Source organism: Pseudoalteromonas sp. 2CM32C (assembly GCF_023161925.1).
Classification (GTDB): domain Bacteria; phylum Pseudomonadota; class Gammaproteobacteria; order Enterobacterales; family Alteromonadaceae; genus Pseudoalteromonas; species Pseudoalteromonas marina.
The window spans coordinates 60,599-87,068 of record NZ_JALNTI010000006.1; the positions used below are offsets into that span (position 1 = coordinate 60,599).

Consider the following 26,470-nt stretch of genomic DNA (forward strand, 5'->3'; position numbering starts at 1 on the left):
CGCTATATGGTTCGGGTTGCGATACTGGGCGAAATATTTGCAGCACGTTTAGCTGGGCCAAATACAGCCAAAAGACTCATTATAAAAACCATAATGGCAGTCGCTACAACATAGCCCAAGGGTAACGCAGCAATTGAAAAGTGTTGCATTAGCAATTGCCCAAGTATAAGAGCAGCAATGACGCCTAAAACTAATCCAGCAATGCAAATCAATGCATTTTCAACTAAAAAGTAATTGATAATTGAAGATTTACGAGCGCCCAAAGCACGACGTGTTCCAATTTGTTTGGTGCGCTTACTTATATTAAATAAGGTTAAGCCAAAGATCCCTAAAGCAGTGACAAGTAAAAGTATAGTAATAAGCACAACTAACATACGCATCATCAATGTGTCTTCAGCCATATACTGCGCTTTGTCTTGATCTAAACCACGAATTCGAATAATCACACGCTTGTTATAATTTTTAAGCATAGCGTCTTCAATCTGTTTAGCTATGTCTGCACGCTCGTTGGACGCAGTGCGAACTAAAAAGTTGCCAGATATATTGGGATTAATGTAAGGAATTAATGCGATATTATTTGGGCGGCTGTCTTTTAACCAAGGCCCTTTTGCATGCTTAATTACACCAACAACTTTCAGTGGAATATCACCAAGAAAAATCGTTTTTCCTAAGCCCTCTTCATCAGGAAAAAGCTCATTGAGTAATGCTTGAGTGACAATTGTCACATTGGCTCGTTGATCATTATCGTTAGTGACAACGATTTCATTTTGAGTAAAATTTCGTCCTGCAACAAGCTCAACGCCAAGTGTATTAATTGCATGGTCATCCGTAAAAAAGTAAGCCGTTCTTGCTGAAAGCCCTGGCTCTGGTGCAGAGTTAATACTGAAGTCAGATGAGCTGCCACTACCTGATAACGGTATGTTGTTAATATATATGGCGTCTTTAACGCCGGGTAAAGCTCGAAGCATGGCTTCATCAAGTTCAAATTGCTGATGGCTTTGAACATCTTTACCAAAATGCATGACATGAAAAGCAAGTATTTCGTCTTCCGGGTAGCCAGTTTCTTGGTTAAGGTAGGTTACTCTGTCTTGAATTATAAATGCTGCGTTACTAACAATTGCAGTGGTAATTGCTATTTGTATAAGTAGCAAAATTGCACCCACCTTAGATCGACACAGCGCATGAAAAATAGGTTTAATTTCTAATATCATTACGTTCGTCCTTATTGGCTTTTTAGATAAATGGCAGGGTTGGTTTTACACACCAGCCAAGCAGGATAAAGCCCGGCAATTACACAAGTACTGATTGCAATAAGTGGGGCGCTTAGTAACATACTTAAATCCATAGTCGCTAAGCTTTCGTAATAACTGTAGCTCTGACGAACACCTAATAGACCAAACTGCGCAAATACAATCCCAAGTAGCCCGCCCAAAAGCCCTAACATAGCGACTTCAATGATATGTTGCATAAAAATCTGCCGTTTATTAGCACCAAGAGCACGACGTACTCCAACCTCTGGCGCTCGACGTAAAAATTTGGCAAGTAATAAACCAAGTATATTAGCCAAACACACAGCCAAAAACATAAAACTTAGAGCCACTAAAATTTTGTTATCTTCACTAACCACATTATTGTAAGCCATCCATTGATTAACATCTCGAAGCCCAAAAGCGAGCTCTTTACGATTAAATCGACCGAGCTTTTGCTGCTCTTGCATATAAGCTAGTAAGTAATTCTCGTAATCATTTTTTTGTTGCTCGGTCGTTAATTCAACCCAGAATTGAATCCAAACCATTTCTGACTGTAATTTGGCAGTAAAACTTCGAACATCTTCATGCTTCCAACCATTAGTATTTCCCCAATTACCAAGTTGCTTTGCCTCAAGAAGGCTAAATGGCATAAAAAGTTGTTCGGGTTGGTTAAATGCACCATTATTTAAGTCGTAATATTTGATGGTTAGTGGCCAGTTTTTTGTAACGCCAATCACTTCGTAACTAGCATCGTCAAGGTAAATAACCTGACCCACTGAATTTTTGCCAGCAAATAACTTATTGTTTAATTCCTCGCTAATGACAACAACGGGCGCTGCGTTGTCTTCTTGTTGCTGTGACCACTTGCTACCATGTAAAAATTCGAGGTCAAACATATTAAAAAATTCAGGAGTGGTAAGTCTTGCACTTTGACTAAACGGTTTTACTTTGTCAGAGTCTATGTAAACAGAAAAACCACTTCGTACCATTTTTAAACGTTGAGCACCTACTTGGGATTGATAAAGATTTGCAGCATCTTGATAAGTTAGTTGAAGAGGCTGGTTATCTGACGTCCACCATGTGCTTCCATCGTCCATTATCTGTAACTGCACACTAAAAAGCTGACTGCTCTTGTGCGGGATTGGATCGGCCGACATCATGTGATACACACTCAAACTAGTCATGGTGATGCCTATACCAATTGCTATGGCAAGTACCATTAAAAAGCTTACGAGTGGTGTGCGCTTAAAGCTACGCCAACTCAGATCAATATAATGAACCAGCATGAATTATACTCCTTGTGCGACTTTTATTGGCTGTGTACCTTGGTACAAAGTAAAGTCAGCAAGTTGTCCATCAACTACTTGAATGTTGCGCGGTGCACGGCGGGCTAATTCGCTGTCATGTGTCACCATTATAATAGTGGCGCCATCGCGATTTATTTGCTCAAGTAATTCCATCACTTGGCGAGCCATTAGGCTGTCTAAGTTACCGGTGGGCTCATCGGCAAGTAAAAAGCGTGGTTCGCCAGCAAGTGCGCGGGCTATAGCGACGCGTTGTTGCTGGCCGCCAGAAAGTTGTTGAGGTAAATGCTTAGCGCGGGAGGCTAAGCCTACTTGTTCTAAACATTGCTCTATTCTACGTTTACGTTCTTTTGCTTTAATACCTCTATAACGAAGAGGTACTTCAATATTTTCATAGAGGTTTAAATCTGGTATTAAATTAAAACCTTGAAAGATAAAACCAATTTTTTGATTTCGGCAATCGGCACGTTGGTTGTCGTTTAGGTTACCCACATTTACACCATCTAAAATATAATCACCTTCACTAAAGGGTTCTAACATACCGGCAATATTTAAAAAGGTAGTTTTCCCAGAGCCGCTAGGGCCTGTGACAGCTATAAATTCGCCTTCATTTACATTTAAATTAAAGTCTCTTAATGCGTGAGTTTGAACCATTTCAGTTTGGTATACTTTACTTATGTTTTTCATTTGTAACATGGTTTTTCCTTAAATTGGCGCTGGTTGAGAGCGCTTCTAATTTAATAAAAGCGTGTCTGCTTGGTTAAATTGGTTGTAGCTAGAAATTATTATTTCGTCGTTTTCATTTAAGCCGCTTAAAATTTCTACCGCGTTAATGCTGGTGGCTCCTACGGATATAGGTATACGTCTTGCAAAATTTCCGTCTATTTTATATGCAACAATGCCGCCTTGTTGCATAAAAGCGCCTCGCTTTACCTGCAGCACATTTTGGCGATTGTCGAGTAAAATACGCGCGGTTAAACGTTGATTTTGGCGAATGTTATTGCTGTTGCTTGTAAAGCGAACACGTGTGGTTACTTCGCGATTATTAACTTCGGGTGATATAGCCGATAGCACCCCCATTATTGTTTCGTTCCCTAATTTAAGCTCTACGTCCATACCTAACCCGAGTTCGTTTGCGTAACTTTCTGGCACCTGCAACTGTGCTTCAAAATGACTTAAATCAACGAGTGTCATTAGAGGCTGACTTTGCGTGACGGCTGCTTTTTGTTGCACAAGCAGATTACCAACAATGCCTGTCACTGTGGCCCGAATTGACAGCTCATTTACTTTTCTATGTAATTCATCAACGATCAGCTGCTGACGCTCTACATCACTTTTAGCTGCTTGCAATTCAAATGCGAGTGTATCTTTAGCAAGTGCTACCTCTTGCTGTGCGTGTTTATAGGTAAGCTGTGCACGTGATAAGTCATCTATTGCTTTTTCAAGGTCTATTTGGCTTATTAAATGCTTTTTAATTGATAGTTTTGCGCGGCGATCTTCTCTTTGTGCTGCGTTTAATTCTACACTTGCCATATCGAGTGTTTTTGTAAGGGTTAAAGTGTCTCTTCTTGATTGCAGGTGTTGCCTTTTAAGTTCACCCTCTAAGCGTTGTAATACGGATTGTTGTTGTTTTAATTCATTGGTAAGTTCAGGGCTATGAAGAACAGCAAGCTCGTCGCCTTTGGTAACTGTATCGCCAGCTTTAACGTGCAAGCTTACAAAGCCTCTCTCTGGGCTGTAGATATGTGGTGCATTGGCGGCAACAATTTTTCCACTTGCGGCTACATCGCGAATAAGCGTTTTAATTTCTACTTTTGCTATTTGCACCTTTTCTTGGCTAAATGATTTAGTTGCATCCGAGCCTGACATAACTCCATAAGCAGCAATAATAATAAGTAACAACACAGCGATAATTAAAAGAAAACGCTTTTTACGGTTTGCGGGTGTTTTAACTTGTATGTCTTGAGCACTGGTATCTTTAATCATTATTCAACCCTAACTAAATGAATTTATATTTTTTTCAAACATGACATAAAGTAGTGCTGCAAAAATAGCGGCTAGTGGCGAGAGTAAAAATAAGCTTAAAGTGAACATAATTCTTCCAAATAATAATTACTAAATTACACTATACGATTAGCATGCCAGAATTTAACTTGTTGATATTAAATAACTTAGTAATTATTTTTTTAAAGTAATATGTCCGCGGACACTTTATGTGTCCGCTTCGGACACATAAAAAGCAATATATAAAGAATAGATACTGCGTTGCGGGTACAAGAAAACCAATAACGTCGCAACTACAGTGAACTCAAAGTGTAAGTGTATTTTAAAGCTAAGCTACTCAGGCGATTAAATAGCGGGGGTGACATTTAAGCTTTGATTGGTTTTATTTTTCTATTTACGAATAATTAATCAAAGTAATGAGTGGTTAAATGACAGTTTTTAAGCTGAATGAAGAATAAGGAACATAATTCTACCTGTATTTATCCCTTTTATAATTCGTTAATGAAAAGGGGTAATATTATTTGCATAATCCCCACATTTTATAAATTCCTTTAATTGAATATTTATTCACTAATATTTAGGTTTACGTTTACGTAAACTGTATTTTAATTTGGAGCTATTTTTACAAAATGTTAAACTTGACACCAGTGTCATGAAAAAATAACGATGAAAACACCGCTAAATGTTAATAAAAATGATAAAAAAGAAATCTTGCTATGAAGTGAGAAATATTCAAGAATGTGAATATGTATTCAAATTACTGTTGACTCTATTTGATATAGAGGCTAGTTTTGACCGGCTGTTAGCAAATCGTCGAGCAGTTCATTAACGCTAACAGTGAAGCAAGGGGAGGGGTCTATGTTATACGACTCGAAATTAGAGAAAGAAAATTGTGGCTTTGGCTTAATTGCCCAAGTTAATGGTCAGGCTAGTCACCGGCTTATTCGTACTGCTATTACTGGGTTGGATCGTATGCAACACCGTGGCGGTATTTCTGCTGATGGTAAAACAGGCGATGGCTGTGGTTTGCTTTTGCAAAAACCAGATAGTTTTTTCCGTGCTATTGCAAGTGAGCATAACTGGCACCTTGGTAAAAACTATGCAGTAGGCATGATCTTTTTAAATTCAGATCCTGTTTTAGCACAAGCTGCAAAGGAAATTCTTAGCGAAGAATTAGAAAAAGAAACGCTAAATATTTTAGGCTGGCGCGAAGTGCCTACCGACCCATCAATGCTAGGTCCAATTGCTGTGCAGCAATTACCGGGCTTTGAGCAAATTTTTGTAAGCGCACCTGAAGGTTGGCGTTCAAAAGATTTAGAACGTCGCTTATACGTAGCGCGCCGTCGTGCTGAAAAACGTTTAGCAGACGATGAATCATTTTACATTGCAAGTTTATCTGGATTAGTGACTATCTATAAAGGCCTTATGATGCCTGCAGATTTACCTAATTTTTATCTAGACTTAGCTGACATTCGTATGACCAGCGCGATTTGTGTTTTCCATCAGCGCTTTTCAACAAACACACAGCCTCGTTGGCCACTTGCTCAGCCTTTCCGCTATTTAGCGCACAATGGTGAAATTAACACCATTGAGGGTAACCGTCAGTGGGCTCGTGCTCGCTCGTATAAATTTTCGTCTCCACTTATTCCAGATTTACAAAGCGCAGCGCCGTTTGTTAATGAAACAGGCTCAGATTCGTCAAGCCTCGATAACATGCTAGAGCTATTTTTAGCCGGTGGCATGGATTTATTCCGTGCAATGCGCATGCTTGTGCCGCCTGCATGGCAAAAAAACCGTGCTATGGATGACGATTTACGTGCATTTTATGACTTTAACTCTATGCACATGGAGCCATGGGACGGTCCTGCGGGGATTGTTATGTCAGATGGCCGTTTTGCAGCCTGTAACTTAGACCGAAATGGTCTTCGTCCTGCGCGTTATGTAATCACACAAGATGGTTTTATAACCCTTGCTTCTGAAGTCGGTATTTGGGATTACACCGCCGATGAAGTGGTTGAAAAAGGCCGAGTGGGCCCGGGTGAGCTTTTAGTAATTGATACCAAATTGGGGAAAATTTGGCATTCAGATGAAATAGATCAAGATTTAAAATCTCGCCATCCTTATAAGTCGTGGCTCGAAGAAAATGTTAAGCGCTTGACTCCCTTTGAAGAATTAAAAGAGCAAGATGCAGGCAATCGTTCATTTGACGATGAAACGTTAGCTAAATATCAAAAAATGTTTGGTTATACCAATGAAGAGTTGGATAGCGTTATTCGTGTAATGGGTGAAAACGGGCAAGAAGCGACTGGCTCAATGGGTGATGACACTCCGTTTGCTGTGTTAAGCGAAGGGCATCGTTCACTATACGATTATTTCCGTCAAAAGTTTGCACAAGTCACTAACCCGCCAATTGATCCTCTTCGCGAAAACCATGTTATGTCTTTGGCTACGTGTATTGGTAGCGAACAAAATGTGTTTAACGAAACAACAGGGCACGCTAAGCGCTTACAGTTCGATACACCTATTTTAATGTATGCAGACATGCAGCAGCTACTAAATGCAGATGAAGCGCATTACAGCTATTGTAAAATTGATATTACTTACACTGTTGAAGAAGGCTTAGAAAACGCAGTTAAACGCATTTGCGATAAAGCAAAAGAGAAAGCAGCTGCTGGCTCTATCATGCTTATTTTAACTGATCGTAATTTTGACGATGTAAACCTACCTATCCCTGCGGCTATGGCTGTAGGTGCAGTGCAAAAGTGTTTGGTTGATAACAATTTACGCTGTGAATCAAACATCATTATTGAAACGGGTAGCGTAAGAGATCCTCATCAATTTGCAGTGTTACTTGGTTTTGGCGCAACAGCTATTTACCCATACCTAGCGTATGAGTCGTTGGTAGCGATGAGTGACAGTAAAATCATCGATAAATCTTACTGCGAGGTAACCCTTGCTTATCGTAAAGCAGTAAACAAAGGCTTATACAAAATAATGTCGAAAATGGGCATTAGTACAGTCGCTTCTTACCGTTGCTCAATGTTATTTGAGGCGGTGGGTTTATCAGATGCTGTTGTTGATATGTGTTTTAAAGGTGTGGCTAGCCGCATTAAAGGTGCATGTTTTACAGACTTTGATGACGATCAACAAAGCTTACACAAGCTTGCTTTAAGTAAACGTAAGTTACTTAGCCATGGCGGTTTATTTAAATACGTACATGGTGGTGAATACCATGCATACAACCCAGATGTGATCCAAACACTGCAGGTAGCAGTTCGCTCTGGTGAATATAGAGATTACAACGAGTATGCAAAGCTTGTTAATAATCGACCTATTTCAACATTACGCGATATGCTGGCACTTAAATTACCAGAAAATGGAATTAGTATTGATGATGTAGAGCCTGCAGAAGCGCTTTACAAACGTTTTGACTCAGCTGCAATGAGTATTGGTGCTTTATCGCCAGAGGCTCATGAAGCACTCGCAATTGCAATGAACCGCCTGGGTGGTTGTTCAAATTCAGGTGAAGGTGGTGAAGATAAACTTCGTTACGGCACTGAGAAAAACTCACGTATTAAGCAAGTAGCTTCAGGTCGATTTGGTGTTACACCGCATTATTTACGTAGCGCAGATGTAATTCAAATCAAAGTCGCGCAGGGTGCAAAACCAGGTGAAGGCGGGCAACTTCCAGGTGAAAAAGTAACACCTTACATTGCTAAGCTTCGCTATTCGGTACCTGGCGTGACGTTAATTTCACCGCCACCGCATCATGATATTTATTCTATTGAGGATCTTGCTCAGCTAATTTTCGACTTAAAGCAAGTAAATCCAAAAGCACTTGTATCAGTAAAACTAGTGTCGGAACCAGGTGTTGGCACCATAGCAACAGGTGTAGCTAAAGCATATGCTGATTTAATTACTATATCGGGTTACGACGGCGGTACAGGCGCAAGTCCGCTTACGTCTGTAAAATATGCAGGTAGCCCATGGGAACTAGGTCTAGCTGAAACACAGCAAGCCCTTGTGGAAAATGGCCTTCGTCATCGTATTCGTTTGCAAACAGATGGTGGTTTAAAAACAGGTTTAGATATTATTAAAGCCGCTATTTTAGGTGCTGAAAGCTTTGGTTTTGGTACAGGCCCTATGGTGGCATTAGGGTGTAAATACTTACGTATTTGTCATCTAAATAACTGTGCAACCGGTGTTGCAACGCAAGACGAAACACTTCGTCAAAAGCATTACCATGGCTTACCTGAAATGGCGATGAACTACTTTAAGTTTATTGCACAAGAAGCGCGTGAAATCATGGCAAGCTTAGGTGTTGCAAACTTAACAGATTTAATTGGTCGTCTTGATTTACTTGAAGCAATTGAGGGCAAAACAGCCAAACAGAAAAAGATAGATTTATCTTCTGTTATTGCGCAGCCAAACAATCCAACAGGCGAAACGTTATTTTGTAGCGCGCCAAATAGCTCACATTATTTAGGCAAGCTTAACGAAAGCCTATTAGGAAAAGCGCAAGAAGCAATAGATGCTTCAAGTGGTATTTCACTTGTTAGCCGAATTTGTAATACAGACCGTTCAGTTGGTGCAATGTTATCTGGCTACATCGCTGATAAACATGGAAATCAGGGTATGGCGGCTGACCCGGTAGCAATCGAGCTCCATGGCACGGCTGGTCAATCGTTTGGTGTTTGGAACGCAGGTGGCCTTGAAATGACCCTCGTTGGTGACGCTAATGACTACGTTGGTAAAGGCATGGCTGGTGGCAAGTTAGTTATTCGTCCGCCAGTGGGTTCATCATTTGAAAGTCATAAAGCAACGATTATTGGTAATACCTGTTTATACGGTGCAACGGGCGGTAAATTGTTTGCTGCAGGGTGCGCAGGTGAGCGCTTCGCAGTTCGTAATTCAGGCGTGCAAGCAGTTGTTGAAGGCGTTGGCGATAATGGCTGTGAATACATGACCGGTGGTGTTGTGTGTGTGCTTGGTAATGTAGGTGTTAACTTTGGGGCGGGCATGACCGGTGGTTTTGCCTATGTTTTAGATGAGCGAAACGACTTTGAAAAACGCATAAACCCAGAGCTTGTTGAAGTTGTGACATTAGAAGCATTAACGTCACACCAAGAGCATTTACGTGGATTAATTGCTGAGCATTTAGAGCTAACAGGCTCATGCAGAGCAGAAAGTATTTTAGCTAATTTTGAGCTCTACTTACCTATGTTTAAATTAGTAAAACCTAAATCAAGTGACGTAAAAAGTTTACTCGGGCATCGCGCCCGTAGTAGTGCCGAACTACGTGTTCAGGCGCAATAAGGGGGCAGTATGAGCGAAAATGTATATCAATTTATAGACGTGCAGCGTGTAGATCCACGCAAAAAGCCAATTTCGTCACGTAAAAAATCATTTGTAGAAATTTACGAACCCTTTTCAGAGAATCAGGTTAACTCTCAAGCGGATCGTTGCTTGGATTGTGGTAACCCATACTGTGAATGGAAATGTCCGGTACATAATTACATTCCACAGTGGCTTAAACTAATTCGCACAGGGCGTATATTAGAAGCTGCGGAGCTTTCTCATCGAACAAACAGTTTGCCTGAAGTATGTGGCCGTGTTTGTCCTCAAGATCGGTTGTGTGAAGGCTCATGTACGCTCGATGAAGAGTTTGGCGCGGTAACGATAGGTAACATTGAAAAATATATTACAGATACCGCGTTTAAAATGGGCTGGAAGCCAGACATGTCTTACGTAACATGGACGGATAAAAAAGTCGCTATCATTGGTGCAGGGCCTGCCGGTTTGGGTTGTGCGGATATTTTAGTTCGAAATGGTGTTAAGCCTGTTGTGTTTGACCGTCACCCAGAAATTGGTGGATTACTCACATTTGGTATTCCTTCTTTCAAACTAGAGAAAGAAGTGATGCAAAAACGCCGTGAGATTTTCACTGAAATGGGCGTAGAATTTAAGCTGAATGTTGAAGTAGGTGTAGATATCACTATGGATGATATTTTAGCCGACTATGATGCAGTATTTTTGGGCGTGGGTACGTATCAGAGTATGCGTGCTGGGCTTGAAAATGAAGATGCGCCTGGTGTTCACGATGCGCTGCCGTTTTTAATCGGTAACACTAACCGAGTTATGGGTTATGACGAAGCGAATCAAGCTTATATTGATATGGCGAATCAGAAGGTCGTTGTATTAGGTGGTGGTGATACTGCGATGGACTGTGTAAGAACGTCTATACGACAGGGTGCTGCAAAAGTAACGTGTGCATACCGCCGTGATGAAGAAAATATGCCAGGCTCTAAGCGTGAAGTAAAAAATGCCAAAGAAGAAGGGGTTATATTTACATATAACGTTCAACCTAAAGGCATTGTGCTAGACGCTAACGGCCATGTTGCAGGCGTAAAAATGGTTAAAACTAAGCTGGGTGAGCCAGATGCGAATGGTCGTAGCCGCGCAGAAGAGGTCGCCGGTTCAGAGCATGTTATTGAAGCAACGCAAGTAATTATGGCGTTTGGTTTCAAGCCACACAAAATGGACTGGTTAGAAAAGTATGACGTAGAAATAAACCACTGGGGCGGTATTAACGCACCAGAGCAAGGTGAATTTACACATCAAACAACTAACCCTAAAATATTTGCTGGTGGCGATATAGTGCGTGGTTCGGATTTAGTAGTAACTGCTATTTTTGAAGGCCGTAACGCAGCTGAAGGTATTATGGATTATTTAAAAGTTTAATTTAATATTTTCAGAAATCGACAATTTAAAAGCAAGCCAAGTGGCTTGCTTTTTTGTGTTTGAAACGAATTAGGTACCATTTATTTTTAACCATTTTAATTATCGATGATAATTTGGTTGTATTACCAAGCTATTCTCATGAATATTTTTAAGATTCATAAACTTATAATTTGTTAAAAAAGGTACTAGTATTAATTTTACATCAGTAATACTTTAATCTTGATTTAACTGCTGAAAAAGGGGAGTATTGAGTGTTACTCAGAAAAATTGGTGATAACTTTGCTGAAAATTAACTCAATAATATAAGAAAAATAGCGCTTATTATGCATGAACATTCAAATAATCCAGAAAGAAAACTAATAGTTAGATTTTTCTCATCAATAGGCTTTATAGCAACCTTGGTGATGGGCTGCATTGCATTGACCAACAGCGATTATTTTTTATTTTTTACCTTAATATGTTCTTCGCTAATTTACGCATGGGCGCTTAGTGTTTATAAAAACCTTGAAAAGTCAGCTAGTGCTATCCTTTATAACCTTTATGCATTGATGATTTACCTTGTTTTAACTGGAGGCGCGCAGGGAACTGGTCCGATTTGGATATTCATAGTTTCGCCAGTCACATTTTCAATTAGAGGCTTAAAGCGCGGTATCGTTGATATTGTTTTGTTTTTATTAGCGGTTATATTAGCTTTTTATTGCGCGCATACCTTTAGTATTTATAACTATCAACCTGATCAATTTCCCTATCGAGTTATATTTTCATTTATTATTGTCGCAATGTTGAGCGGCTTTTATGAAAACTCAAGGGAAAAATACAATCAAAAAATATTAGCACTGAGTAAAAAAAATGAACTGTTAGCGACTATTGACCCTTTAACGGGGTTACCAAACAGACGCTTTACAATGAATAAGCTTAGCGAATTTAAATTAGCGCTCACAAAGGAGCAAACACCGTTTGTACTTATTTTGTGCGATGTAGACAACTTTAAAAAAGTTAACGACGAGTACGGACATAGTTTTGGTGATGAAGCACTCATACACTTAGCTAATATTTTAAAGCAACATATTCCTAAAAATGCCGTTGCATCACGCTGGGGCGGGGAGGAGTTTTTGATTGCAATTCCTAATGTATTTAATGCAAAGGGCGTAGAGATTTCAAATAAAATACATGCTGCGCTAAAACAATTTCCGGTTAATACATCTTTTGCGAGCTTAAGCTTAACGATTAGTATGGGGGTTGTTCAATCCCATGAAAGCGACTCTATAGACATTGATATCAAGCGCGCAGATGAATTGCTTTATAAAGCTAAAGAGCAAGGTAAAAACAGGACTTGCTCAGAGTAGTTTTATTATTCCATTGAGAACGAATCAAGTGTTGACTTAACTTTAGCAATACGTCTTTTTAAACTCATGTAACAAAATACATTACACAGTATTTGGGTGAGCAAAACACATGTATAACTAAAAATTAAATTATTTGAATTACCACCCTGGTAACTCATTAAATTGTAAACACTAAGAATAAGCTGAACGAATAACGTTACATTTAAAAAGCTCATTAAGTGTTTCTTGAATTGTGTGTGTTTATATCGGCTAAATAAAGTTAACAATATACTAATTAAAACCAGTAGCCAGCTTACAATAATAAGAATTAAAGCAGTATTAGTAATCATATAAAGGCCTTGATGAAAATTGAAACCCTAGTTGGTTATTAATTAAACCTAAATTACACATGCGCTTTTTATTAACTCTTTTGCGTTTGCTTTTGCTGTTTTACTAACATTGTCGCCGCCAAGCAACCTTGCTATTTCGTCTACTCTACCATCTTTTGTTAGTGCCAGCATATTGGTAAAGGTTTCACCTTTAGCAATTTCTTTTGCTACAAAAAATTGCTGATGCGCACTACTTGCAACCTGCGGCAAATGGGTAACACAGATCACCTGAGTCGATTTACCAAGTTGCCTTAATAACTTTCCAACAGCAGAGGCTGTAGGTCCAGAAATACCTACGTCTACTTCATCAAATATCAATGTTGGTGTTGTTACTTTTTGGGCAATAATAACCTGAATGGCTAAGCTAATACGCGAAAGCTCACCACCAGACGCCACCTTAGCCAAAGGCTGAAGGGGCTGCCCTGGGTTGGTCGATACTAAAAACGAAACGCTATCATGCCCTAAAAGATTGGGGGCGCGCTCAGGATCTTCAGTAAGCGATATTTCAAATACACCATTTTCCATGGATAAATTTGCCATACTTTCGCTTATTAAGGTGTTTAAGGTATTAGCATAACTTCTGCGGCTAATACTTAGCGCTTCACTTGCTTGCTTGTAGTCAAGCAATGCATCGTTTATTTCAGAGTCAAGTTGCTCCAAGCGGAAACTATTATTACTAATTGACTCGAGTTCTTTTGAAATTGACTGATGAAATTCAACTAATCCTTGCGGTTTTATATGATGCTTTCGAGCTAAGTCCATTGCGCCACTTAACCTATTTTCTATCTCTGTTAAACGGGCTGGGTCTAAATCAACTTGTTCCGTATAATTGCGAATTTCTCGGCTAGCTTCTTCTACTTGAACAGCAGCTTCTTCTAGCATTGCTGCCACATTTGCTAAGCTTTCATCATATTGTGCTAAATCTGCAAATTGTTGTGCGCTGTGCTGTAAAACAGAACACGCGCTTTGTTCTTCACCTTCATATAGGTATTGCAGCTCTTTTTGACATGACTCTAAAATGGTTTGGCTATTACTTAGCTTGTAATGTTCGACTTCAATTTGTTCAAACTCACCGTCTTGTAACGCAAACTCGTCAAGTTCTGCCACTTGGTATTCTAGTAGTTGTTTTTGAGCGGCTTGTTGTAATTGCTGTTGCTCAAGCTGTTTAAATTCTTTTTGAAGGTTGGCGAATTGTTTATAACTTTCAGTTACTTTTACAACCAAGTCTTGATGGCCAGCATATGCATCAAGTAGTTGTAATTGATGTTCAGCTTTTAAAAGGTGTTGATGAGCGTGTTGTCCATGTATAGAAATTAAATACTGGCCAAGTTCTTTGAGCTGAGATGCAGTTACTGAGCTGCCATTAATATAGCTTTTACTGCGACCATTTTTGCAAACAACGCGTCTAAGTAAGCAATCATTATCAGTACTGGTCAGAAAATGTTGCTCTAAAAAAGCCTGAGCGAGCGGGAGTGCGCTTATATCAAATTGAGCACATACTTCAGCTTTGTCTGCAGAAGGTCTTACAGCAGAGGCTTCAGCACGCTCGCCTAAACACAATGAAAGTGCATCAATGGCAATCGATTTACCCGCGCCGGTTTCCCCCGTGATCGCCGTCATGCCGTTATGCCATTCAGTGCTTAAGTTACTTACAATTGCAAAGTTTTTAATTTCTAAACCAACTAACATACTGTTTATCCATCCAGTTAATTAACTGGTAATTTATACAGTGTTTAGCTTTTTTGCAAATTAATTTTTTATTATTTAGGCAATATTAACATGTTGATTGAGTTGGTTGTTTGGGTCTTGATTTTCTGGGATGTATTCATTTTCTTCATTATCAAGGGGTTGTAGCAAGTCGTTGGTTTTAATTAATTCGATAAGGTTTGGTAACGCCTCTGAGTAAAACGTTTTGTTATACGAGATACCTTGCTGTGGAAGTTCAGACACAAAATACTGGATATTTTCTTCCAAGCTTTGGCCACTGCCTATTTGGTTCGCTTTAGTCAATTCGTTAGATAAAGTATTGATTAATAGATCAGATACATCTTCAAGGGTTTGTAAATTCTCGTCAGTATGCTTTTGAACTACAAAAAAGTTAGAAACGATTGCTTGAATTCGAGGTGCGTATTTAGGGCGAAGAATTTTCGCTTCTACTAGCTCATTTAATTTTGACTTTAGACGGCTGCCAACTTGTGATACTCGTTCGTTAAATTGTTTTTTTTGAGCTTCAATTGCTTTGCGACGATTGCTTTCTATTTTTAAGTAGGTTGCTAGAAGTGTAATTAACAGTAGCAAGGCAAAAAATACGACATATGTCATTGCTATTTGTTCCTAAAATTGATGTATTATTGTTATAAACTGCATTTTGCGCTAAAGACAACGCTTTAGCAATAAAATTAGTATAAACGACTGCCCCAATTTAATTTTGTACGTAAAACGTTGTAGTAAGAATAGTTTTTTGGATGAATTAACCGCAATTTTTTATCTGCTTTTTTAATGACTACTTCATCACCGGGTAAAACGGCAAGCACAACGTGGCTGTCGCAGCTGACTTGCAAGCTGTCTGTATTGTCTAAACTAAGTTTTAGTCTCACTTCGTTATCGGCATCTACCACTAATGGCCTGCTTGATAACGTGTGCGGAAACATAGGCACCAAAGATATTGCATTTAGTTCAGGCGTTAATATTGGACCGCCACCAGAAAGTGAGTAAGCAGTTGACCCTGTTGGCGTAGATACAATTAGCCCATCGGAGCGCTGAGAGAATACAAAGTCGCTATTTATAAATGCCTCAAACTCAATCATATGAGCCACTTTATCTGCATGTAATACGGCTTCGTTTACCGCTAAATTGGCACTTTTTAATTCATTATGACGATAAACTTCTACTTCCAATAAAAAGCGATTTTCTTCAATAAACTCACCACTTAGAACATGCTCTAGGCTAGCTTCAAAACCTTCAGGGTTTAAGTCGGTTAAAAAGCCAAGGTTACCTCGGTTAACGCCAATTACAGCAATGTTAAAACGAGCAAGTACGCGCGCAGCTCCTAACATGTTTCCGTCACCGCCAACCACAATTGCAAGGTCGGCTTGCTCTCCTAGATCAACCAGTTTAACAAGGTTTTCTTTGGGTACATCGACTAACTGCCCGCCAGTGCGCTTTTCAACAATCACTTCAAAACCAAGTGCCAGTAAAAATGTATGCAAACGCTGCAAAGTGGCAGCCGCTTTTGGGTGGTTTGGTTTGCCAATAAGGCCAATAGTATTGAAAGGAGAGTTCATAATCTGCACATTAAAAATTTTGATGTTTGTAGAGTAACTCAAAAGCAAAGTGTTTGAAAATACAGATTTTACCTAAATGAGTATGATTCAATTTAGTTTAAAATAAATTTGTTTTATATTGTTCAACAAAGGGGAAATGACTTGAAATAGCAGCAAATGCCCCGATATACCTTTCATGCAACAAGATGTAGATATCATGAAATTAAATCCGCGCGATCAGCAAATATTTTCAGCTGTAATGAACATGTACTGTAACGGTGAGGGATTGCCCGTTCCATCAACAAAAATTGCCAAGCTAAAAAGCATGGCTGTGTGTTCAGCAACCGTTCGTAATGCAATGGCCCGTCTTGAAAAAGTAGGTTTATTGTATTCCCCCCACACTTCTGCAGGACGAGTACCTACAGATGAAGGGTTTAATTATTGGTTTGATGAGTTTTTTCCATTATCAGATATTGCTAGTTACTGGGAGCCAGAGCAAGCACAGCTAGTTGAATTGGCACATGGCTTGAGTCAAAAGTATCAGGTATGCTGTTGTGTTGGTTTACCGCAAGTGAGCTCACAGCATGTATTTAGGGTTGAAGTACTTGATTTTGATTCTACCGATTGGCTTATTTTATTGATAGATCGAGCAGGCCAAAGCCATAATATTTGCATTGATAAACCACATGATGCTTCAGATACGGTTCGTTACCAGTTTGCAACGTGGTTAAATACAGTATTTAGCCAACAAACATTGATGGAAGGCTTGTATAGAATGCAAGCAATGGCAAACACAGCGCCTAAAAACTGTCATGATTCACTTACTCAATGGACACGGCAGCTAAGTCAAAAGTTAGGTTCAGACAATAGTATTGTTGTGGGTGAAAACTACCTTTATAAAAAAATAAATTGTGAGCAAAGCCTAAATATAGGCGTGTCATTTCTAAATTTTGTTGAAGATGCACTGGCATTTAAAAATGGTGTTTCGGTGATCAGCGGTAAAAAACTTCCGTTTAGTGAATGTAACGATCTAATAACCATCAGCGTTCCTTACTTTCAAAACCAAGAATACCAAAGCCGCTTTTGTATAATCTGCCCAAAATCAGCGCAAATAGAACAAATAATCCAAGAATTTAAATTAATTGAGTCATCGAACTCTTGAATCTTTTTATTCAATCCCCATAATTACCGCAATTGAAAAGAATTGGAGCATGTATTTTATGTCTGAGCAGACACAAAACCCAGAGCAAGAAGTAGAACTAAACGAAGAAATTGAACAAATGCAAGCAGATTTAGAAGCAGCCGTGGATGCCGCTGAACAACATGCAGAAGAACAAAGCCCTGAAGCTGAAATTGCGATGCTTTACGCAGAGCTAGAAGCTGCTAAGCAAACTATTGCAGACCAAAAAGACGGTGTGATCCGTGCCGCTGCCGACGTTGACAACATTCGCCGTCGTGCTGCACAAGATGTAGAAAAAGCACACAAATTTGCACTTGAAAAGTTTGCTAACGAATTACTTCCTGTGATTGATAATCTTGAACGCGCTATTGAGTTTTCTGATAAAGAAAACGAAACGTTAAAGCCGTTGCTTGAAGGCATTGATATGACGGTTAAAAGCTTTAACGATGCTGTTGCTAAATTCGGTGTTGAAATTGTTAACCCACAAGGCGAGCAATTTAACCCAGAGTTCCATCAAGCTATGTCAATTCAGCCAAGCAACGATGTAACACCAAACACTGTGCTTGCTGTTATGCAAAAAGGCTACACATTAAATGGACGTTTATTACGCCCGGCAATGGTTATGGTTTCAAAAGCGGCTGACGCTTAATTTAGCCGTTTAACACTTTAAAAATGCCTCAAATTGAGGCATTTTTTTTGTCTTTTTTAAAATGAATTATTTGCACTAATATCGTCAGTAGTACCGCGCTAAACATGAGGCTCGAAAACGGCACAGAGCTTTGAGCATGCATAACAGCAAGAATGGGGCCTACCAAGGCACCGCTGCCAAACCTAAGCGTACCAATAACGGCAGTAGCCGTGCCGGTGTTTTTTTCAAACTTCATGAGTATTAACGAATCTGCATTACTGGCAGTGACCCCTAAACTCATCATTAATGGTGCAATTGCTGCCACTATATAATAAAGCGATAAATGTAAAATACTAAAAGTTAAAAGGCACAACCCTGATATAAAACCGCATACCAATCCAACATATAACATTTTGCGTGAACCAATACGCGGCACAATACGCGTATTTAAAAAGTTACCAAACATTAATGCCATCACATTAAAGGCAAATAATATCCCAAACAGTTGCTCCGACACTTTGTATAAGTCTAAATAAATAAAAGGCACTGAGGTTAAAAAGCAAAAAAAGCCAAACGATACAAACATTGAGCTTAAAATATCGGCGCGTGCATCGGTGTTACTCAACACAGTTTTATAACTGTCAAAAAATAAGGCTAAACCTTTTTTTTCACTGGTATGAATAGGTATATCAATTAAATATACTTGCACAAACACAAGTATTATAAAACTGTAAGCTGCTAATACTAAAAATATGGTAGACCAAACAGAAAACCCTAAAATAAAAGAGCCTACAGACGGTGCTATTAATGGTGCAACCATCATGATCATCGATACATACGACATACCTTTTGCCGTATTTTGCTGATAAATATGCCTAATGATTCCTGGCACGACCACCGTAGCAGCAGCACCAGTGAACGCTTGTATTGCCCTTAGTGCCCAAAAAGTATGAATTTCTGTTGTGAATGCTAACGCAGCAGAGGTTAAACCAAATAATGTTAAACCAATTTTAGCCAGTTTCCGGCGGCCAATTTGATCCGCTATAGGGCCAAAAAATAACATGCCCAATGAGTAACCTGCTAAATAAATACTTAGCGATATTTGTACATTTGGCATACTTGTTTGTAAATTGTTCGCAATAACCAACATTGCGGGCAAATACATATCAATTGCAAGGGGGGTAATAGCGACAATACTTGCCAATAAAGGTAATAAAATACGGGTATTAAAAGACGTAGACGAGGCGCCCATACATAAACTCAAGGTAACTAAAACAAGGGCTATAGTGTAGCAGGGCATTGTATATGTATAAACGTAGTTTAGCCGGAACGTTACTTACTTCACCGCAAAGTACTTACCTTAAACCAATGATTTTAAACTGGCACTGTGTTTGCTATCCTACTTGCAGTATAAATGACTTAAGGTAATACAATGAAAAAATTGGTATTGGCACTAGTAGCAACGGCTGTTTTAGCAGGGTGTAAAACATCGCCAACAGGGCGTACTCAAATAGCGCTTTATTCGGATCAGCAAATGAGCGAAATGGGTACAGCTAGCTTTGCTGACATGAAAAAAAATCAGCCAATTAATAAAAATCCAAAAACCAATACATATGTAAATTGTATTGCTGAAAAAGTAATTGCCGTTTTACCTAATGAGTATGCGTCTCAAAACTGGGAAGTGGTGGTATTTGAAGATGATTCAGCAAATGCATTTGCTTTGCCTGGCGGTTACATTGGAGTTCATTCCGGGTTACTAAAAATAGCGACTAATCAAGATCAAGTCGCCACCGTTTTAGGGCATGAAGTAGGACACGTAATTGCAGAACACTCTAATGAACGTGTATCACAAAGCTCGTTGTTAAGTACGGGAATGCAATTGGGTAGTGTTGCGCTTGAAATGGGTAACGTGCAGTACCGTAATGAAATTATGCAAGGACTCGGATTAGGCGCTCAATATGGTGTGGTTTTACCGTTTAGCCGTTCTCATGAATCTGAGGCCGACACCATTGGTCTTGATTTAATGGCAAAAGCGGGTTTTAACCCAAAAGAGTCGGTTACGCTTTGGGAAAACATGAGTAAAGCGGGAAGCGGTGCAACGCCTGAATTTTTGTCTACCCACCCAGCACCAACGAGTCGTATTAATAATTTGCAGTCGCAAATGACAAAAGCACTAAGTGAGCAAAGTACTGCAAACTCACAAGGAAAAAGGCCACAGTGCTCACTTTAGTTGAGCTCTTATCAGTATAAAGCAGTGGCGTATAGTGTTGATGCGCTAATAAAATAAAACCCCTGAATGTAAATACTTTCAGGGGTTTTATTTTATCGGTTATGTGTATTTATGTGGGTTATTCAGCAGCGAGTGCTTCTTTAAATACAGTTTTAAAGCGCTCAAAGTCTTCTATATGTGGTAAGTGGCCTAAATTATCGAGTTCATATAATTTAGCATTGGGGATAAGCGATACGGCATTTTTGCCTAACTTATCGTATCGACCAAGCTCATAATCTACACCGGTTTTTTTCCAGTTGCGGCCTGGTCCTGTTCTATCGCGGGTACCAATAATTAACTCAACTGGCACGGCAAAGTCTTTAAATTCAGTAATAACGGGTTGAGTGAAAATCATATCGTATGTTTTAGCATTAACCCACGCCATGTGAGCTTTATCCGGCCCTTGTATTTGCCCTGTAATAAAGTTCGTTAATGCTGAATATGTAGCGTTCCATTTACCATCGTAATAGTTTTTTTGCTGATATTTTTTTACGCCCTTGGGCGTTTTAGCAAGCTCATTTTTATAAAAGAAGTTGGTGTCTTTGTATTCAACATAATGTAAGTAGTTTTCAAGCCCTATAGGGTTAAGCAAAACCAATTTAGTTGTTGTATTGGGATACATTAAAGCAAAGCGACTTGCCAACATGCCGCCCATAGAATGGCCAACTACAATTGTTTGTTTTAAGTTAAGGGAGTCCATTAACGCATGTGTATGGTGGGCAAGCGATGCAAACGAATACTGATAATTAGTGGGTTTAGATGATTTACCAAAGCCAATTTGATCAGGAATTAATACACCAAAGCCAAGCGATTGTAAGTACTGCGCTGTAGTCGTCCAATAATCAGCATTAAAATTTTTGCCGTGCATGAGTGTCACGGTAGGCATCTTTTCTTTGGTAGGCTTTAGGTAAATATACGCCATCTTTAAAGACTGCTTTTGTGATTCAACGCTAAAGTAATTTACTTTAAAGTCATATTGATAACTGCTTAAAAGGGCATCGTAAGATAGGGACTCTGTATTTACTTCACTACTTGCTAAAGCATTATTAGTGAAAGCTACCAAGGCAGCAAAACACATCACTTTAATTGACATCATTTCATTATTCCTTCAAAGATAAAGCATGAGGCTTAAAAGAAATACGACAATAACTAAGTATTTACAACCATTCAATTAAATACTTTTATGGCATAAAAAAAGGAGCGCTTAATAGGGCTCCAATTTATGTGATTTTAACGCAGTGTAATTGCTTAAAAGGTCCACTCTACATGTATTTGCGGAACTGACTCTGTCACTTCAGTTCCTAGCTTGTTATGCCAGTATTGAAGCTCCATGCCGAGTAGCAACGTATTTTCTTTCATTTCAAAGGCATGACCCATGTCCCATACTAAAATAGGTTGTGCGAGTATCCATGCCTCTACATCGTTACCAAATTCGTCTTCACGTTCTGCAATGTATTCTGCGTGCCCTTTAAAGCTGAACTTTTGTGAGCCAATAGTAAAAGGGTATTCAAAAGCTACATCAAACATCCAGCTATTTGTTTCTATGGGGGCGCCGCCTTTAGCAACACCTTCGCTGTCGTCAATATAGGCTGTTACTATTGTTTGAAAGAAGTTAAAACCTGGTACATCCCAGCTTAATTTAACACCCGGCAGGTATTTCACCATTTTAGCATCGCCAGCAATATTTATACCGCCAGTGAGGCCAACATCTAATAACGCACCGGTGCCAATTTTTTCACCGCTGAGCGCTGATAAGCTAACAGTTGAATACCATTCTCCGTAAAAATCGCTATCTTGATAGCCGTCAGCTTTATCGTCTTTACTGTAATCAATGAAAAAGAAGTTGTCGCCATAATCGTAACCCGATGCATGTTGAACTGAGTAAACAGTGGTATCTGACTCTTGCTCAGTAAAAGGGTTTTTTTGGTCGCCATTGTTAATGTGTAATGCTGTGCTGCTCCAATTAGCGGCAAAAGCAGAAGACGATAAAGCAATGGATGTAAGGGTAAAAAAGGAGAGTATTTTATTTAATTTCATAATTTGTATTTAACTATAACTTGAGTGATACGCGAAAGCGCGCATTATAGCAAAAGTGATTAATATGTAGAGTAATATGTTGCAGCTTGTTTTTAAGCTGCAACAGTAGGGCAAAGGTTTTAAGCTTTATTACGACGCAAACAAATTATTGCTATAGCGGTAAATGCTAAAATGAAACAATAATAAGACGATGTTGAGACTTCCCAAGGGCTAATTTTAAACGTAGCGCCAAGTAAAAGTGCTTGTGCTCCATAAGGTAAAGAGCCCTGAGTTACACAAGCAAAAATATCAAGTAGGCTTGCAGAGCGTTTGCCACTAATTTCACCATCGTCAGCGAGTTTTTTAGCAATAGGACCCGCCACAATAATTGAAACGGTATTATTAGCAATACAAATGTTACTTGTCATGACTAGGGCTGCAATGCCAAGTTGGTCAGCTACTTTTCGGTGCCATTTAGCAATTACTTTAGTAATGGCTTGAATTTTTTGGGCAATATAATCAAGGCCACCGTTAATGCGAATAAATTCAGAAAGACCACCAATAAACATAGAAAGTAAAAATATTTCCTGCATATCGGTAAAGCCTTGATAAATATCTTTAACAAAGCTAGACCCTTCGTAGCTACCGGTAAAGCCCATTAATGCAGCAAATATAATACCGCTAAATAACACAACAAATACATTTAGACCTGCTACGGCGAGAACTAAAATAAAGGCATAAGGTAGCACTAACCAAATATCGTAATCTTGGGTTTCGACCACTTGCGCTGCAGGCGTAAGGTAAAACAATAAACCGATTGTTAAAATTGCGGCTGGTACTGCAATTTTAAGGTTTTCTTTAAATTTATCTTTCATTTCACAACCTTGCGTACGTGTAGCCGCAATCGTGGTATCTGAAATAATTGATAAGTTATCGCCAAACATAGCGCCAGACACAATAGTACCCGCCATAAGGGCTGGGTCTATGCCTGTTTTGATCGACACCGCATAAGCAATTGGGCCAATCGCCCCAATAGTGCCCATTGATGTGCCCATGGCTGTAGATACAACCGCGGCAATTAAAAATAAACCAGGAAGTAATAGGGCGGGCGGTATCAGTGATAAACCCGCATTAACTACGGCGTCAACACCCCCTGTTGCACTGGCCACTGCAGAAAAAGCACCAGCAAGCAGGTAAATTAAACACATCGTAATAATGTTGTTATGCCCAGCGCCTTTTATAAAGGTTTCAACACATTGATTAACAGTGCCTTTATTAAGTATAAAGGCAAGCATAATGGCGGGTAATATTGCCACCGGTGCTGGGAGTTGATAAAAAGCGTAATCAACCCCTTGAGATTGCAGGTATAAACCAGAACCTAAAAATAGGGCTACAAATGTTAGTAGGGGTAGTAAAGAAAGTATTGCTTTGTTTTTATTAAATGATGGCTGCATCATAATCCTCGGAACCAATTAATTACCACAGCCAAAAATTCCTCTTTTAGCTGAATTTAGCAAGTCTATCTACATTGTTAAAAGCTAACAAATAGTAGAACAATGCAGCGCCCGCAAGCCAAAGACCAAATCGACGCGAAAGGGAAGTTTAAATGTATAGATGGCTAAAGTAAACTGGTATTGTTATTATTCTTTTATTAAAGGGTTGACTGACTATTACATGACTTTTAGATAAAATCTACTAAGTACGTTACTTTCAGTGATTGATGTTAACTGAGCGATATATACAATCAATATATACAAAACGATCGGTTTACGGTTTAAACAAAAATAAATTAAGGCATAGTGATGATTCGAATAGGTGTTTTTGGTGCTAATGGCAGAATGGGTTTAGCTTTATTGGAAGCCGCAACAATAAAAGAGCAAACACAACTAACAGGCGCCTATGTTCGCAGTGGGTCATCGTTAATTGGAGTTAATGTAAACCAAATAAATAGCGCTGCCGATAAGAACGTATGTTTTAGCGACGAAAACACGCTCGAAAGTGTTGATGTTTTAATTGATTTCACCCTGCCAGACGGTATGCGTAACCACTTAAAGCGTGCTGTTGAACAATCTCTCCCTTTAGTTATTGGCACAACAGGTTTAACGGCCGATGACATGGCATTATTAGAAAATGCTGCTAAACATATACCTATTGTATTTGCTCGTAACTACAGTGTTGGTGTAAATGTGTTACTAAATTTAGTTCAAACGGCTGCCACTAAGTTCGGTGACGATTTAGATATTGAGATATTTGAAGCGCATCACCGTCATAAAATCGATGCGCCATCGGGCACGGCTCTGGCAATTGGTGAGTCAATTGCAGATGCAAAAGGATGGAACCACGAAGAGGTTGCTGTATACGATCGAAGCCAAATTGAAACTGAAAAATCTCAAAACGAAATTGGTTATTCAGTCCTAAGAGGAGGTGACATAGTAGGTGAACATACCGCCTATTTTGCCACAATGGGGGAAAGGCTTGAATTAACGCACAAAGCAAGTTCGAGAATGACCTTTGCGCTAGGCGCTATAAGAGCTGCAAGCTGGTTGCAAAATAAACCGGTAGGACTTTATGACATGCAAGATGTGCTCGATTTAAAGTAGTTTAGTATCTATTTTGGGTGTTTGGGTCTAATTTTAGCTAAAAGCACTTATTTGTTATGATTTACCAAATAATGTTAGACCTAAAACTCAACATCATGTAGTATACAGCCAATTTGCCAAAAATTACTAAATGCGTGTTTCCAATTATACCCAAGTGGCTAGTAAAATCAGGGGTTCAGTGGGAATGATAAGAGTTTTAGGCAAGAAAAAATGTTGAAGATTTAGCGGTTATATCGGCCTCATTTAAGACTGCGTAAAACAATTTAATCTCATACAAAATCTGGTTTTGACGATCCCTCTGGGTATTGGCGGGGTGATAAGCAATTTGCTTACTCCCGTTTTTTACTGTTAGGAGGTTTAACTTGACTAAATCCGCTCTGTTAGTCCTAGAAGACGGCACAGTGTTTCGCGGTACTGCAATCGGCGCTGACGGCATGTCAGTCGGTGAAGTGGTATTCAATACGTCTATGACTGGTTATCAAGAAATTTTGACTGACCCTTCGTACGCGGAACAAATCGTAACTTTGACGTACCCACATATCGGTAATACGGGTACCAACAGCGAAGACGAAGAAGCGAATCAAATATGGGCTAAAGGCCTAGTGATCCGTGATTTGCCACTGCTAGCAAGTAACTTTCGTAACGAGCAATCGTTAGATGATTACTTGAAAGAACGTAATATTTTAGGTATTGCGGACATCGACACCAGAAAGCTAACACGTATTTTGCGCGACAAAGGCGCTCAAAATGGTTGTATTATTGCTGGTGACGAACTAGACGAACAAAAAGCGCTACAAGCCGCGCAAGCCTTCCCAGGCTTAAAAGGTATGGATTTAGCAAAAGTTGTCTCAACCAAGGAAAATTTTGAGTGGCGCGAATCAAGCTGGACATTAGGCGAGGGGTTTAAAACCTTAGATACCGCCGATGAAAAGTTTCATGTTGTAGCCTATGACTTCGGTGTTAAGCGTAATATATTACGTATGCTTGTTGACCGTGGTTGTAAACTTACCGTAGTACCTGCACAAACTAGTGCTGCTGACGTACTCGCATTAAACCCCGATGGTATTTTCTTATCTAATGGCCCTGGTGATCCTGAGCCATGTACATACGCAATTGACGCGATAAAATCATTTTTAGAAACCGACACACCCATTTTTGGTATTTGTTTAGGTCACCAGTTATTAGCGCTTGCTTCAGGTGCTAAAACAGAAAAAATGAAATTTGGCCATCATGGTGGTAACCACCCAGTTAAAGATCTAGACCGCGATGTAGTGATGATCACAGCGCAAAACCATGGTTTTGCAGCCCAAGAGTCAAGCCTACCAAGCACGCTTCGTGCAACACACAAATCACTGTTTGACGGTACGCTTCAGGGTATTCATCGTACAGATAAGCCAGCATTTAGTTTTCAGGGTCACCCTGAGGCAAGTCCAGGCCCGCATGATGCAGCCCCATTATTTGACCACTTCATCGATTTGATGCAAGCGCGTAAACACTAATT

Annotated in this window: 19 protein-coding genes; 8 read left to right on the plus strand and 11 right to left on the minus strand. The window is 39.5% G+C overall.

Annotated elements, in window-relative coordinates; all coding sequences use genetic code 11:
* Positions 1 to 2 precede the first annotated feature (2 nt).
* The 4 genes from MTF67_RS12330 to MTF67_RS12345 are packed head-to-tail and all read right to left on the minus strand — an operon-like array spanning position 3 to position 4,540.
* On the minus strand, positions 3 to 1,211 hold the full coding sequence (locus MTF67_RS12330; RefSeq protein ID WP_248519666.1) for an FtsX-like permease family protein: 1,209 nt from the start codon (positions 1,209 to 1,211) through the stop codon (positions 3 to 5).
* Positions 1,212 to 1,222: 11 nt separating this feature from the next.
* Positions 1,223 to 2,536, minus strand: coding sequence for an ABC transporter permease (locus MTF67_RS12335; protein ID WP_058428711.1), 1,314 nt, complete (start codon positions 2,534 to 2,536; stop codon positions 1,223 to 1,225).
* 3 nt (positions 2,537 to 2,539) lie between these two features.
* Positions 2,540 to 3,250, minus strand: a complete 711-nt coding sequence (locus tag MTF67_RS12340; RefSeq protein ID WP_058428712.1) for an ABC transporter ATP-binding protein — start codon at positions 3,248 to 3,250, stop codon at positions 2,540 to 2,542.
* A 36-nt stretch (positions 3,251 to 3,286) separates the two neighbouring features.
* The gene (locus tag MTF67_RS12345) at positions 3,287 to 4,540 is read right to left on the minus strand and encodes an HlyD family efflux transporter periplasmic adaptor subunit (protein ID WP_248519667.1); all 1,254 of its coding nucleotides are present in this window, start codon (positions 4,538 to 4,540) and stop codon (positions 3,287 to 3,289) included.
* Positions 4,541 to 5,416: 876 nt separating this feature from the next.
* On the opposite strand from MTF67_RS12345, the gene gltB reads away from it, so the two are divergent.
* The 3 genes from gltB to MTF67_RS12360 all read left to right on the plus strand — a co-directional run bounded on the left by gltB (position 5,417) and on the right by MTF67_RS12360 (position 12,645).
* Positions 5,417 to 9,874 (plus strand): glutamate synthase large subunit, encoded by a 4,458-nt coding sequence (gene gltB, locus MTF67_RS12350; RefSeq protein WP_039036759.1) that lies wholly within the window; start codon positions 5,417 to 5,419, stop codon positions 9,872 to 9,874.
* A gap of 9 nt (positions 9,875 to 9,883) precedes the next feature.
* On the plus strand, positions 9,884 to 11,299 hold the full coding sequence (locus MTF67_RS12355) for an FAD-dependent oxidoreductase (protein WP_006792417.1): 1,416 nt from the start codon (positions 9,884 to 9,886) through the stop codon (positions 11,297 to 11,299).
* Positions 11,300 to 11,622: 323 nt separating this feature from the next.
* Positions 11,623 to 12,645: a GGDEF domain-containing protein gene (locus MTF67_RS12360; RefSeq protein ID WP_248519668.1), complete on the plus strand. Its 1,023-nt coding sequence runs from the start codon at positions 11,623 to 11,625 to the stop codon at positions 12,643 to 12,645.
* Positions 12,646 to 13,022: 377 nt separating this feature from the next.
* Here the strand turns inward: MTF67_RS12360 and recN are convergent, their stop codons facing one another.
* From recN to nadK, 3 genes are all read right to left on the minus strand, one after another.
* Positions 13,023 to 14,702, minus strand: a complete 1,680-nt coding sequence (recN, locus tag MTF67_RS12365; protein ID WP_248519669.1) for a DNA repair protein RecN — start codon at positions 14,700 to 14,702, stop codon at positions 13,023 to 13,025.
* 75 nt (positions 14,703 to 14,777) lie between these two features.
* The gene (locus tag MTF67_RS12370; protein WP_248519670.1) at positions 14,778 to 15,335 is read right to left on the minus strand and encodes a hypothetical protein; all 558 of its coding nucleotides are present in this window, start codon (positions 15,333 to 15,335) and stop codon (positions 14,778 to 14,780) included.
* A 77-nt stretch (positions 15,336 to 15,412) separates the two neighbouring features.
* Positions 15,413 to 16,297, minus strand: a complete 885-nt coding sequence (nadK, locus tag MTF67_RS12375; protein ID WP_006792422.1) for an NAD(+) kinase — start codon at positions 16,295 to 16,297, stop codon at positions 15,413 to 15,415.
* A gap of 175 nt (positions 16,298 to 16,472) precedes the next feature.
* On the opposite strand from nadK, the gene MTF67_RS12380 reads away from it, so the two are divergent.
* Together MTF67_RS12380 and grpE are read left to right on the plus strand one after the other, a co-directional pair.
* Positions 16,473 to 17,438 (plus strand): HrcA family transcriptional regulator, encoded by a 966-nt coding sequence (locus MTF67_RS12380; protein ID WP_006792423.1) that lies wholly within the window; start codon positions 16,473 to 16,475, stop codon positions 17,436 to 17,438.
* 58 nt (positions 17,439 to 17,496) lie between these two features.
* Positions 17,497 to 18,105, plus strand: a complete 609-nt coding sequence (grpE, locus tag MTF67_RS12385) for a nucleotide exchange factor GrpE (protein ID WP_248519671.1) — start codon at positions 17,497 to 17,499, stop codon at positions 18,103 to 18,105.
* 28 nt (positions 18,106 to 18,133) lie between these two features.
* Here grpE and MTF67_RS12390 read toward each other — a convergent pair whose 3' ends face one another.
* The gene (locus MTF67_RS12390; RefSeq protein WP_248519672.1) at positions 18,134 to 19,336 is read right to left on the minus strand and encodes a Bcr/CflA family efflux MFS transporter; all 1,203 of its coding nucleotides are present in this window, start codon (positions 19,334 to 19,336) and stop codon (positions 18,134 to 18,136) included.
* Positions 19,337 to 19,516: 180 nt separating this feature from the next.
* Here MTF67_RS12390 and MTF67_RS12395 point away from each other — a divergent pair, with 180 nt between their 5' ends.
* Positions 19,517 to 20,314 carry a M48 family metalloprotease gene (locus tag MTF67_RS12395; RefSeq protein WP_248519673.1) on the plus strand — a complete coding sequence of 266 codons (798 nt, stop codon included), beginning with the start codon at positions 19,517 to 19,519 and terminating at the stop codon, positions 20,312 to 20,314.
* Between the two features lie 118 nt (positions 20,315 to 20,432).
* Here MTF67_RS12395 and MTF67_RS12400 read toward each other — a convergent pair whose 3' ends face one another.
* The 3 genes from MTF67_RS12400 to MTF67_RS12410 all read right to left on the minus strand — a co-directional run bounded on the left by MTF67_RS12400 (position 20,433) and on the right by MTF67_RS12410 (position 23,823).
* Positions 20,433 to 21,449, minus strand: a complete 1,017-nt coding sequence (locus tag MTF67_RS12400) for an alpha/beta hydrolase (protein ID WP_248519674.1) — start codon at positions 21,447 to 21,449, stop codon at positions 20,433 to 20,435.
* Positions 21,450 to 21,601: 152 nt separating this feature from the next.
* Positions 21,602 to 22,390: a hypothetical protein gene (locus MTF67_RS12405; protein ID WP_008132074.1), complete on the minus strand. Its 789-nt coding sequence runs from the start codon at positions 22,388 to 22,390 to the stop codon at positions 21,602 to 21,604.
* A gap of 119 nt (positions 22,391 to 22,509) precedes the next feature.
* A complete protein-coding gene (locus MTF67_RS12410) occupies positions 22,510 to 23,823 on the minus strand; it encodes a Na+/H+ antiporter NhaC family protein (protein ID WP_021032455.1) in 1,314 nt (437 codons plus the stop codon).
* Positions 23,824 to 24,171: 348 nt separating this feature from the next.
* On the opposite strand from MTF67_RS12410, the gene dapB reads away from it, so the two are divergent.
* Complete coding sequence (gene dapB, locus MTF67_RS12415; protein WP_248519675.1) at positions 24,172 to 24,969, plus strand: 4-hydroxy-tetrahydrodipicolinate reductase; 798 nt, start codon at positions 24,172 to 24,174, stop codon at positions 24,967 to 24,969.
* A gap of 362 nt (positions 24,970 to 25,331) precedes the next feature.
* A complete protein-coding gene (carA, locus tag MTF67_RS12420; RefSeq protein WP_006792431.1) occupies positions 25,332 to 26,468 on the plus strand; it encodes a glutamine-hydrolyzing carbamoyl-phosphate synthase small subunit in 1,137 nt (378 codons plus the stop codon).
* Positions 26,469 to 26,470: the final 2 nt, after the last annotated feature.

Coding starts and splice junctions, on each gene's coding strand:
- MTF67_RS12330 (WP_248519666.1), bottom strand. CDS start 1,211: ATGATATTAGAAATTAAACCTATTTTTCATGCGCTGTGTCGATCTAAG.
- MTF67_RS12335 (WP_058428711.1), bottom strand. CDS start 2,536: ATGCTGGTTCATTATATTGATCTGAGTTGGCGTAGCTTTAAGCGCACA.
- MTF67_RS12340 (WP_058428712.1), bottom strand. CDS start 3,250: ATGTTACAAATGAAAAACATAAGTAAAGTATACCAAACTGAAATGGTT.
- MTF67_RS12345 (WP_248519667.1), bottom strand. CDS start 4,540: ATGATTAAAGATACCAGTGCTCAAGACATACAAGTTAAAACACCCGCA.
- gltB (WP_039036759.1), top strand. CDS start 5,417: ATGTTATACGACTCGAAATTAGAGAAAGAAAATTGTGGCTTTGGCTTA.
- MTF67_RS12355 (WP_006792417.1), top strand. CDS start 9,884: ATGAGCGAAAATGTATATCAATTTATAGACGTGCAGCGTGTAGATCCA.
- MTF67_RS12360 (WP_248519668.1), top strand. CDS start 11,623: ATGCATGAACATTCAAATAATCCAGAAAGAAAACTAATAGTTAGATTT.
- recN (WP_248519669.1), bottom strand. CDS start 14,702: ATGTTAGTTGGTTTAGAAATTAAAAACTTTGCAATTGTAAGTAACTTA.
- MTF67_RS12370 (WP_248519670.1), bottom strand. CDS start 15,335: ATGACATATGTCGTATTTTTTGCCTTGCTACTGTTAATTACACTTCTA.
- nadK (WP_006792422.1), bottom strand. CDS start 16,297: ATGAACTCTCCTTTCAATACTATTGGCCTTATTGGCAAACCAAACCAC.
- MTF67_RS12380 (WP_006792423.1), top strand. CDS start 16,473: ATGCAACAAGATGTAGATATCATGAAATTAAATCCGCGCGATCAGCAA.
- grpE (WP_248519671.1), top strand. CDS start 17,497: ATGTCTGAGCAGACACAAAACCCAGAGCAAGAAGTAGAACTAAACGAA.
- MTF67_RS12390 (WP_248519672.1), bottom strand. CDS start 19,336: ATGGGCGCCTCGTCTACGTCTTTTAATACCCGTATTTTATTACCTTTA.
- MTF67_RS12395 (WP_248519673.1), top strand. CDS start 19,517: ATGAAAAAATTGGTATTGGCACTAGTAGCAACGGCTGTTTTAGCAGGG.
- MTF67_RS12400 (WP_248519674.1), bottom strand. CDS start 21,449: ATGATGTCAATTAAAGTGATGTGTTTTGCTGCCTTGGTAGCTTTCACT.
- MTF67_RS12405 (WP_008132074.1), bottom strand. CDS start 22,390: ATGAAATTAAATAAAATACTCTCCTTTTTTACCCTTACATCCATTGCT.
- MTF67_RS12410 (WP_021032455.1), bottom strand. CDS start 23,823: ATGCAGCCATCATTTAATAAAAACAAAGCAATACTTTCTTTACTACCC.
- dapB (WP_248519675.1), top strand. CDS start 24,172: ATGATTCGAATAGGTGTTTTTGGTGCTAATGGCAGAATGGGTTTAGCT.